The sequence below is a fragment of the Rhizobiaceae bacterium genome (assembly GCA_023953845.1).
Taxonomy (GTDB): Bacteria; Pseudomonadota; Alphaproteobacteria; order Rhizobiales; family Rhizobiaceae; genus Arvimicrobium.
In genome coordinates, this window is record JAMLJC010000001.1 from 4,183,814 (window position 1) to 4,194,429 (window position 10,616).

Consider the following 10,616-nt stretch of genomic DNA (forward strand, 5'->3'; position numbering starts at 1 on the left):
GCGAATGCGCGTCATCATCTGCGGGGCGGGACAGGTGGGCTACGGCATCGCCGAGCGCCTCGCTTCGGAACGGAACGACGTCTCCGTCATCGACACGTCGGCGCATCTCATCCAGGCGGTCCGCGACAATCTCGACGTTCGCGGCTTTGTCGGCCACGGCTCGCATCCGGAGGTTCTCGAAGCCGCCGGCGCGCAGCAGGCCGACATGATCATCGCGGTGACGCTCTACGATGAGGTCAACATCGTCGCCTGCGAGATCGCGCACGCGCTTTTCAACGTGCCGACCAAGATCGCGCGCATCCGCGCCCAGTCCTACCTGCAGCCGCAATATCAGGACCTTTTCTCGCGCGAGCACATGCCGATCGACGTGATCATCTCGCCGGAACGGGAGGTCGGAGAGCTGGTGTTGCGCCGGATCGCACTGCCGGGCGCTTCCCATGTCGTGCGTTTCGCGGAAGGCAACGTGATCGCCCTTGCCATCGAATGCCTGGAAGACTGTCCCGTCATCAACACGCCGCTGAAGCAACTGACGGACCTGTTTCCGGATCTCCCCTCGATCGTTGTCGCCATCGTGCGCAAGGGCAACCTCTTCATTCCGCATTCGGCCGACCAGATGCTGGCTGGCGACGTCGCCTACGTCCTCTCTCAGAAGGATCAGGTGCGCCGCACGCTCGGCCTTTTCGGCCACGAGGAGCAGGAGGCGACGCGCATCGTCATCGCCGGCGGCGGCAATATCGGCCTCTACGTGGCCCGTACCATCGAGCAACGTCAGGCGCGGACGCGCATCAAGATCATCGAGCCCGAGCGGCAACGCGCCGTGCACATCGCCGATCAGTTGCGGCGCACCGTCGTGCTGAACGGCAGCGCGCTCGATCAGAAGCTTCTGCACGAGGCTGATATCGACACGGCCGACCTCATGGTGGCGCTGACCAACAACGATCAGGTCAACATCCTCTCCGGCGCCATGGCCAAGGGGCTGGGCTGCAAGGCAAACCTCGTGCTGCTCAACAACCCGGCCTATCAGGACCTATCGAAGACGCTCGGCGTCGATGCCTATGTGAACCCGCGCTCGGTGACGATTTCCCGGGTGCTCCAGCATGTCCGGCGCGGACGAATCCGCGCCGTGCACAGCGTGGAGCAGGGGCAGGCCGAGATCATCGAGGCCGAGGCGCTGGAAACCTCGCCGCTGGTCGGGCCGGAACTGCGGGAACTCGACCTGCCGGACGGTATGCGCATAGGTGCTATCCTGCGCGGGAACGACATCGTGAAGCCGAACGGCTCCGCCCGCATAAGGCCGAAGGATCGTGTCGTGATCTTCGCCTTGCAGAGCGCGGTGAAGCAGGTCGAGCAGCTTTTCCGCGTGAGCCTCGAATTTTTCTGAGATTTCATTTGTCTGGCGCCGAAGACCGGGAATCGCATATGCGTCCTGAGGTCTTCTGCCGGGAACCGGGACATGCCGCGCATCGCCTACGTCAATGGCCGCTACGTGCCGCATCGCAATGCGATGGTGCATATCGAGGATCGTGGCTACCAGTTCGCCGACGGCGTCTACGAGGTCTGCGAGATCTCGCGCGGCTACATCATGGACATGACGCGCCATCTCGATCGGCTCGACCGTTCGCTGCGTGAGCTGCAGATCGCCTGGCCCATGTCGCGCAAGGCACTCCAGATCGCCATGTCCGAGGTCATCCGGCGCAATATGGTGAAAGACGGTCTGGTCTATCTGCAGGTGACGCGAGGCGTCGCGCCGCGCGACCATCCCTTTCCGGCCGGCGGCGTGAAGCCGGCCGTCGTCATCACGGCGAAGCGGCTGGACCCGGCTGCCGTCGCCAGACGCGCGGCGGCGGGCATCAGCGTCATTACCGTTCCGGAGAACCGTTGGGACCGCGTCGACATCAAGACCGTGGGCCTGCTGCCCAACGTCTTGGCCCGGCAGGCGGCGAAGGCTGCCGGCGCGCACGATGCCTGGTTCGTCGAGCCGGATGGCACGGTGCGGGAAGGGGCGGCCAGCAATGTCTGGATCGTGACGAAGGACAACGTTCTGGTGACCCGCCAGGCGGAAACCGGAATCCTGCGCGGGATTACGCGCACCACTGTCATCGACGTCGCGAAAAAACTCGGTCTCGGCGTCGAGGAGCGCGATTTCACGGTGGATGAGGCGAAAAATGCCAAGGAGGTATTCATGACCTCGGCGACCACCGTCGTCATGCCCGTGGTCTCGGTCGACGGCCAGAGCGTCGCCAACGGGCATCCCGGCTCGACGACGCTTTCGCTGCGCGAGGCATTTTTTGACGTTGCGGAAAAGCAGCCTGCCTGTTAACCGATTTAGCCGCTTGGCAGGCTTTCCGAGCGGTGCGACGACGCAGGGTGTGGCTTCCGCTTGACATGGCGCCGCAAACTGCGCAGTGGCTTTGGGCAATAGGCGACGAAAGATAAGAACAATGGCGGAAAGATCGCAGAACCTTCAGGACCTGTTCCTGAATTCCGTGCGGAAGAGCAAGAACCCTCTCACCATCTTCCTCATCAATGGCGTGAAACTGACGGGCGTGGTCACTTCGTTCGACAATTTTTGTGTGTTGCTGCGTCGCGACGGCCACTCGCAGCTCGTCTACAAGCATGCCATCTCGACCATCATGCCCAGCCAGCCGGTGCAGATGTTCGAGGCTGAGGACAACGGCCGGGACAGCTGATTGAAAGCCACCGATCGCGGGGCGACAGGCACCAGGCCGGGCGAGACGCTGCCTGAAAAGAAGGGCGCCCGTGCGGTCGTCATCGTGCCGGTCCTGACGCGCCAGCATGTGCGCGAAGACGACACATCCCAGACGCGCCCGCGCCTGCAACGCGCTGCCGGTGCGCGTCTCGAGGAAGCCGTTGGTCTGGCGCGCGCCATCGATCTCGACATCGTCCATGCCGCGCTGGTGACGGTGAACGACCCGCGCCCGTCGACCCTGCTCGGCAGCGGCAAGGTCGATGAGTTCGCGGAGATCATCAAGGAGGAGGCGGTCGAGCTTGCCATCGTCGATCATCCGCTGACGCCGGTGCAGCAGCGCAATCTCGAAAAGGCGTTCAACGCCAAGGTGCTCGACCGGACGGGCCTGATTCTCGAGATTTTTGGCGAACGTGCGCGGACGCGCGAAGGCACGCTTCAGGTTGAGCTTGCGCATCTCAACTACCAGAAGGGCCGGCTCGTGCGCAGCTGGACCCATCTGGAGCGGCAGCGCGGCGGTGCAGGTTTCCTCGGCGGTCCCGGTGAGACGCAGATCGAGGCCGACAGGCGTATCCTTCAGGACAAGATCGTCAAGCTGAAGCGCGAACTGGAGCAGGTGCGGCGCACGCGCGATCTGCATCGCGCCAAGCGCAAGAAGGTGCCGTTTCCCGTCGTCGCCATCGTCGGCTACACCAATGCCGGCAAATCGACCCTGTTCAACCGCCTGACCGGCGCCGGCGTGCTGGCCGAGGATATGCTTTTTGCCACTCTTGATCCGACGCTGCGCCGGGTGCGGCTGCCGCACGGCACGGTCATCATCCTGTCCGATACGGTCGGCTTCATTTCCGATCTGCCGACGCATCTCGTCGCGGCCTTTCGCGCCACGCTCGAAGAGGTGGTGGAAGCGGACGTCATCATCCACCTGCGCGATATCTCCGATCCCGACACGGCCGCGCAGGCAATGGATGTCGAGCAAATCCTCGCCGATCTCGGCGTCGACGCGCAGGATCATCAGCGCGTGCTGGAGGTTTGGAACAAGGTCGACAGGCTTGACGAGGCCAGCCGCGAACGGATGCTCGACGCGGAAGGCCGCACGCCGGTCGCCATCTCGGCGGTGACGGGCGAGGGGATCGACGCGCTGGTGGCGCTGATCGAGGAGCGGGTGGCGGGGATGCTCGAACCCGTGACGGTGACGCTCGCGCCAAGCCAACTCGGCCAGGTGGACTGGCTCTATCGCAATGGCGAAGTGATCGGCCGCGAGGACAATGACGACGGCAGCGTCACGCTTTCGCTGCGTGCGACGGAGACGGCGCGCCGGCTGATCGAGGAACGGCTGACGAAACGCCCGGCCGGATAGGCCGGGGCGGGTTCAGCCCTTCCCGCCGGCCGGTTTGCCCTTCGCCTGCTGCCACAGCGCTTCCATCTCTTCCAGCGAGGCTTCTTCGAGGCTGCGGCCCTGATCCTTCAGCGCCCGCTCGACATGGTGGAAGCGGTTGCGGAACTTCTCGTTCGTACCGGATAGCGCGGCCTCGGCGTCGACTTTCAGATGGCGTCCAAAATTCACGATGGCGAACAACAGGTCGCCGAACTCGTCCTTGATGGCGGCTTCCTCACCTGAAGCCATGGCCGCGCGCAGTTCGCCGATCTCTTCCTCGATCTTGTCGAGGATGGGCGCAGCCTCCTTCCAGTCGAATCCGACCTTCGCCGCCTTCTCCTGCAATTTCAGCGCGCGGGTCAGCGCCGGGAAGGCGACCGGCACTCCATCCAGATAGCCTTGCCCATCGTCTTCCGGCGGCAGTCCGAGCGCGGTCCGCCTCGTCCGGCGTTCGGCCTTCTCCTCCGTCTTGATGCGGTCCCACATGCCTTTCGCCATGCCCGCGCCGCGCGCCGTCTCGTCGCCGAAGACATGCGGATGCCGGCGGATCATCTTTGTCGTGATCGCCTCGACGACATCGCCGAAGGCGAATGCGCCTTCCTCCTCGGCCATGCGGGCATGGTAGACGACCTGCAGCAGAAGATCGCCCAGTTCCTCCCGCAAATCGGCGAGGTCGCCTCGCGCGATGGCGTCGGCGACCTCATACGCCTCTTCCAGCGTGTAGGGAGCAATGGTCGCGAAGTTCTGCTCCAGATCCCACGGGCAGCCGGTGACCGGTGTGCGCAGCGCCGCCATGATCTCGATGAGGCGGGCGATGTCTTTCGATGGCGTCATGCCCGCACATTATGCTGTTGCGCAGGCAGGCGCAGGCCTTCGCCCATCTTGTCCACAGAAGCGGAACGATCAGCCGGGATGTTTGTCGAGCCACGCCTTCATCTGCTCGATTTCCGCTTCCTGCGCCTTGATTACGCTTTCGGCCAGCGCGCGGATTTCCGGGTCCTTGCCGTGTTCGAGCACGATTCGCGCCATCGCCACGGCGCCCTCGTGATGCGGGATCATGGAGCGGACGAAATCGCGGTCGGCATCGCCCGTCAGTTCTACCGCCATCGCCGCGTGCATGTCTGCATTGGCCTTCTCGAACGCAGCAGCAGCGGCGCTCGCCGCGCCGTCACCATGGCCGCCATGATCAGACGAATGGTCCTGCGCCATAGCGATCGCGCCGAGGGCGAGAAAAGCCGCGAAGGCAGGGATAATGATCTTTTTCATGATATTACCTCGAATTGTTCATCTGGAACGTCGGTTCGCTTCCAGCACATGCAGGGGGATAGAGGTTCCAGCAACCGGAAGGTCAAGACCACAAAACCGTGAGGTCAACCCCACAGGTCGCGTGTGGGCGGCGACACCAGCGAACCTTCGTACAGCAGGCCGGGCTCGCGATCCCGGGCCAGCAGCAGCGGCCCGTCGAGATCGACGAACTCCGCATCCTGCGCCAACAGCACCGCTGGCGCCATGCCGAGCGAGGTGCCGACCATGCAGCCGACCATGATCTGGAAACCCGACGCGCGAGCCTTGTCGCGCAACTCAAGCGCGGCCGTGAGACCGCCGGCCTTGTCAAGCTTGATGTTGATCGCATCATAGAGTCCGGCGAGCCGGTCGAGGTCACCGGCGACATGGACGCTTTCGTCGGCGCAGATGGGCACAGGATGCGCGATTTCCCGCAGCATGGCGTCTTCGCCCGCCTTTAGCGGTTGCTCGATCAGGGCGATGCCGAGCTCCGCAGCAATTGCAAGATTCGCTGCGAGGGTTTCAGGGGTCCAGCCTTCGTTGGCGTCCAGAATGATCCGGCTGTTCGGCGCGCCGGCCGCCACCGCCCGCATACGCGCCTCGTCGCGATCGGTGCCGACCTTCACCTTCAGCAAGGGCCGCCAGGCATTTTCACGGGCCTGCGCATTCATCGCCTCCGGCTCGTCGAGCGAAAGCGTATAGGCGGTCTGCAAGGACCGCGGCGCATCGATGCCAAGCATGTCCGCCACCGTGCGCCCGTCCTTCTTCGCTTCGAGATCCCAAAGCGCGCAGTCGACGGCGTTGCGCGCCGCGCCGGGTCTCATCAGGTGCAGCAATTCGTTGCGCGTCGCGCCTTCCGCGATGGCGCTGCCTGCCGCTTCGATCTCCGCCCGCACACTGTCGATGGTCTCGCCATAACGCGCATAAGGCACGCATTCGCCGCGCCCCTCGATCGCGCTTTCGCGGACGGTGGCGATCAGCACATGCGCCTCAGTCTTCGAACCGCGCGAGATGGTGAACGTCCCCGCGATGGGGAAGGTCTCGGAACGGACACTCAGTCTTGGCATCGAAGTGACACTCCAGGACAAATCGGCGGCGTCTGCCAGCCTCAAAGTGACAGGTTGCGGCAGAGCGTTTAAGACGTTGGGCCATGTTGGGCAATGCCGGGCAAGAAACGGGTGCGGAGGCATCGGCCGAGCCGCGCGTCGACATCCACGAAAGTGCGGATGGCGTGGTCGCGCGTCTTTCGGGGCCGTGGATCACCCGGACGATCGCGGGTGTGGACAAGGACATGCGCGCCCTTGAGACATCGCGGGCCGGGCAGCGGATCGCGCTCGACCTGTCGGACGTCGAGCGCATGGATACCGCCGGTGCGTGGATCGTCGAGCGCCTGATCGCGGAGAACAAGCGCCGTAATGTCGAAACCAGGGTCTCCGGCGCCAGCGAGGCGACCAGGACGCTGCTCGGCGCGGTAGCGAGCACCGCCGAGGAAGGACCATGGCAGAAGCCGGCGCGTGGCCGCTTCAACCCGCTGCGTTTCTTCGAGGGCGTCGGGCGTTCGATGTTTGCCGGCATCGACGATTTCGTGGCGGCGATGTACATTCTGGGCTCCACCATCCGCGGCGCGCAGATGAAGCTTGGCCGCGCCAGCGCCGTGAATCCGGCAGCGATCTTCAACCAGATCGACCGCATGGGCGTCGGCGCGATTCCGGTCGTCGTGCTGATGTCGGGAATCGTCGGCGCCATCGTCGCGCAGCAAGGCGCCTACCAGCTCCGCTATTTCGGCGCGGACATCTTTGTCGTCGATCTCGTTGGAATCCTGATCCTGCGCGAACTCGGCGTGCTGATGACCGCCATCATGATCGCCGGACGCTCCGGCAGCGCCATCACTGCCGAGATCGGTTCGATGAAGATGCGCGAGGAGGTGGACGCCCTCACCGTCATCGGCCTCAACCCCGTCGGCGTGCTGGTCTTTCCGCGACTCGTGGCGCTGGTGATCGCCTTGCCGTGCCTGACGATCATCGCGAACTTCGCCGCGCTTGGCGGCGCGATGCTAACGACATGGGTCTATGCCGACATCACGCCGACGGCGTTCATCGAGAGGCTGCGGCCGGCCATCGACCTCAGCACCTTTTTCGCGGGCCTCATAAAGGCCCCGTTCATGGCCTTGATCATCGGGACCATAGCGTCGGTCGAGGGCATGAAAGTGGGTGGCAGCGCGGAATCTCTCGGCCGGCAGGTGACGGCCTCGGTGGTGAAGGCGATCTTCGTGGTCGTGATCCTCGACGGCTTATTTGCCATGTTCTACGCGGCGATCGATTTCTGAACATGAGCGAAGCGGCGATCATCGGGCCGGAGGACCGGCAGCACGCGCATCCAGGCGATGCGGAAGTGGTGCTGTCGGCGCGTGGAATCACCGTCGCCTTCGGCGACAAGGTCATTCTGGACAATCTCGACCTCGACATCTATCGCGGCGAAATCCTTGGGTTCGTCGGGCCGTCCGGCTCCGGCAAGTCGGTGTTGCTGCGCACCATCCTCGGCCTCACCCGCAAGAAGGCCGGCACAATCGAGATGTTCCGCGTCGATGTCGACAAGGCGAGCGAACAGCAGCGTCTGGGGATCGATATGCGGCTTGGCGTGTTGTTCCAGCACGGCGCTCTGTTTTCGGCGCTCAGCGTGCTCGAAAACGTGCAGGTGCCGATGCGGGAATATCTGGATCTGCCCAGGAAGCTCATGAACGAACTGGCGCAGCTGAAGATCGAGCTTGCCGGCCTGCCGCGCGACGCCTCCTCCAAATTCCCGTCCGAGCTTTCTGGCGGCATGATCAAGCGTGCGGCACTCGCCCGCGCCCTGGCGCTTGATCCGGACATCGTTTTCCTCGACGAGCCGACGTCCGGGCTGGACCCCATCGGCGCGGCGGAGTTCGATGAACTCGTCGCCAAGCTGCGCGACACGATGGGCCTTACGGTCTATATGGTCACCCACGACCTCGACAGCCTGTTTTCGGTCTGCGACCGGATCGCAGTTCTGGGCAACAAGAAGATTCTTGTTGAAGGAACGATCGACGAGATGCTCAGGAGCGAGGAACCCTGGGTAAAATCCTACTTCCGCGGCAAGCGCGCGCGGCAGCTTGATCTGGCGGCAAGGAAATAATGGAAACCAAGGCCAACTACGTCGCGGTCGGCATTTTCACGGTCCTCGCCGTGCTGGCGGCGTTCGGGTTCGTCTACTGGACTGCGGCCGTCGGCGATCGCGGCGAGACGGCCGTGCTGCGCGTGCGCATTCCCGGTTCGGCCTCCGGTCTCGGGCGCGGCAGCGCGGTCCTGTTCAACGGCATCAAGGTCGGCGATGTCCAGCGCGTCTATATCGATCCGACCAATCCCAATGCGGCAATCGCGGATACAAGCGTCGACCGCCTGACGCCGATCACACAGTCCACGCGCGCCGATATCGGGCTTGCGGGCCTGACGGGGCAGGCCAACATCGAACTCAAGGGCGGCGGCGCACAGGAGGCGCGGCTTCTGGACGAGGCTGAGATATCCGGCAAGGTCGCGGAGATCACCGCCAATCCCTCGGCCGTGACCAACCTGCTCCAGACCGCGCAGGATATCTTCCAGCGCGCCGACAGCGTCATCTCCAATCTCGAGAGTTTCGTGAAGGATGCGCGCGGCCCGCTGACCGAAACCGTCAACAACGCCGAGACCTTTTCCAAGGCGCTGGCCAACAATGCCGACGGGATCGACAAGTTCCTGGAAAGCGTGAGTTCGCTATCCACCCAGTTGCAATCCGTGTCGGGGCGGCTGGAAACCACGCTCGATTCCGCGAAGGGACTGCTCGACGCCGTCGACAAGGAGCGGGTTGCAGAGATCGTCCAGAACACGGAAGCCTTCACCAAGAACCTGAACGAGACCAGTGGGCGTCTGGAGGGCGTGGTTTCCGACGTCAATAGTGCCGTGAAATCCGTCGCCGATCTGGCAAATCAGGCTCGCGGCACGCTCGATCGCGTGGATGGCATCGTGGCTGCGGTGGACCCCAACAACGTCAAGGACGTCATGGCCGATGTGAAGACGGCGACCGAGCAGGCCAACCAGGCGATCGGCAACTTCCGCACTGCCAGCGAGTCGGCGAACAAGGCTGCGTCCGACGTGGCGAAGTTCACCGAGAAATTCTCGACCCGCTCTGAGGATGTCGAGCGCATCCTCGACGACACGCGGCAGCTCGCCGAGCGCCTCAACAAGGCCTCCGTGCGCGTGGACGGCATTCTCGTGAAGGTCGACAATCTGCTCGGCAGCGACGACGCACAGGGCGTGATGGTCGATCTGCGCGAGACGCTCGACGCCTACAAGCAGGTCGCGGACACGCTCAACGCCAAGCTCGGACCAATCACCGACGGCCTCGCACGCTTCTCCGGCAAGGGCCTTCGCGACGTGGAGGCGCTTGTCGGCGACAGCCGCCGTGCGATCGGCCGCATCGAATCCGCCATCAGCGATCTGGAACGAAACCCCCAGCGCATCATTAGCGGTGGAGATGGGACTGTCCGCCAGTATGACGGGCGCGCCCGGCGTTGACATTGGGGGGACTCGATTCCAGTAGTTTCAGAGTTGTGCGGTGCTGCCGCGCGTTTTTCCGAGGCGGGGCACCGGTGACACGAACTGCCTTGATCGTTGCGATGACCACCGCTGCCGCGCTTGCGCAGGGCTGCGCTGCATTGCGCTCGCCGCCGCCCCTCGACACCTACGAGCTTTCCGCGCCCGACATCTCTGGCTCTGGCGGGCGAAGCCGTGCCCAGATCCTGATCGCCGAGCCGGCGGCGCTGAAGGCGCTCGATGGACAGAACATCGTCATCAAGACCGGGCCGGGCGTCATCCAGTATCTCAAGGGCGCCCAGTGGGCTGACCGGCTGCCGGAGATCATCCAGGCGCGGCTCGCGGAGACGTTCCAGAAATCCGGCAGGTTCGGAGGCGTCGGCAAGCCGGGCGAAGGGCTGGCGATCGACTATCAGGTGCTGGCCGAAATCCGCTCCTTCGACATCCGCGTGAACGGCAGCCGCAGCGCGCAGGTGGAGATATTCGTCAAGCTGCTCAACGACCGCAACGGCGTCGTGCGCGCCGCCCGCACATTCACCGCCGCCGCGTCCGTGAGCGGCTCCAGCAACGATGACTACGTCGCCGCGCTCGATCGCGCCTTCGGCGAAGCCGCGACGGAGATCGTGGACTGGACCGGTTCGGCTATCTGACGGCTGCCGCACTT

The 10,616-nt window shown here is 64.2% G+C and carries 11 protein-coding genes; 8 read left to right on the forward strand and 3 right to left on the reverse strand.

Annotated features, from left to right (window positions below; genetic code table 11):
- The first annotated feature begins 4 nt into the window (after positions 1 to 4).
- The 4 genes from trkA to hflX all read left to right on the forward strand — a co-directional run bounded on the left by trkA (position 5) and on the right by hflX (position 4,064).
- The gene (gene trkA / locus M9955_20710; protein MCO5084064.1) at positions 5 to 1,381 is read left to right on the forward strand and encodes a Trk system potassium transporter TrkA; all 1,377 of its coding nucleotides are present in this window, start codon (positions 5 to 7) and stop codon (positions 1,379 to 1,381) included.
- Between the two features lie 72 nt (positions 1,382 to 1,453).
- Positions 1,454 to 2,320, forward strand: a complete 867-nt coding sequence (locus M9955_20715; protein MCO5084065.1) for a D-amino-acid transaminase — start codon at positions 1,454 to 1,456, stop codon at positions 2,318 to 2,320.
- 121 nt (positions 2,321 to 2,441) lie between these two features.
- Entirely contained in the window at positions 2,442 to 2,690 is a 249-nt protein-coding gene (gene hfq, locus M9955_20720; protein ID MCO5084066.1) for an RNA chaperone Hfq, read from the forward strand.
- A 48-nt stretch (positions 2,691 to 2,738) separates the two neighbouring features.
- Positions 2,739 to 4,064, forward strand: a complete 1,326-nt coding sequence (gene hflX / locus M9955_20725; GenBank protein ID MCO5084067.1) for a GTPase HflX — start codon at positions 2,739 to 2,741, stop codon at positions 4,062 to 4,064.
- Positions 4,065 to 4,076: 12 nt separating this feature from the next.
- Here hflX and mazG read toward each other — a convergent pair whose 3' ends face one another.
- The 3 genes from mazG to M9955_20740 form a co-directional block, all read right to left on the reverse strand.
- Entirely contained in the window at positions 4,077 to 4,916 is an 840-nt protein-coding gene (mazG, locus tag M9955_20730; protein MCO5084068.1) for a nucleoside triphosphate pyrophosphohydrolase, read from the reverse strand.
- Between the two features lie 69 nt (positions 4,917 to 4,985).
- Complete coding sequence (locus M9955_20735; GenBank protein MCO5084069.1) at positions 4,986 to 5,291, reverse strand: DUF305 domain-containing protein; 306 nt, start codon at positions 5,289 to 5,291, stop codon at positions 4,986 to 4,988.
- 161 nt (positions 5,292 to 5,452) lie between these two features.
- Entirely contained in the window at positions 5,453 to 6,433 is a 981-nt protein-coding gene (locus M9955_20740; GenBank protein MCO5084070.1) for a dipeptide epimerase, read from the reverse strand.
- A gap of 83 nt (positions 6,434 to 6,516) precedes the next feature.
- Between M9955_20740 and M9955_20745 the strand changes: the two genes are divergently transcribed.
- From M9955_20745 to M9955_20760, 4 genes are all read left to right on the forward strand, one after another.
- A complete protein-coding gene (locus tag M9955_20745) occupies positions 6,517 to 7,692 on the forward strand; it encodes an ABC transporter permease (protein ID MCO5084071.1) in 1,176 nt (391 codons plus the stop codon).
- Positions 7,693 to 7,694: 2 nt separating this feature from the next.
- A complete protein-coding gene (locus M9955_20750) occupies positions 7,695 to 8,519 on the forward strand; it encodes an ABC transporter ATP-binding protein (GenBank protein MCO5084072.1) in 825 nt (274 codons plus the stop codon).
- Positions 8,519 to 9,934: an MCE family protein gene (locus tag M9955_20755; protein MCO5084073.1), complete on the forward strand. Its 1,416-nt coding sequence runs from the start codon at positions 8,519 to 8,521 to the stop codon at positions 9,932 to 9,934. Before M9955_20750 ends, M9955_20755 begins: the two co-directional genes overlap by 1 nt.
- Before the next feature lie 101 nt (positions 9,935 to 10,035).
- Positions 10,036 to 10,602, forward strand: coding sequence for an ABC-type transport auxiliary lipoprotein family protein (locus M9955_20760; GenBank protein MCO5084074.1), 567 nt, complete (start codon positions 10,036 to 10,038; stop codon positions 10,600 to 10,602).
- The last annotated feature ends 14 nt before the right edge of the window (positions 10,603 to 10,616 follow it).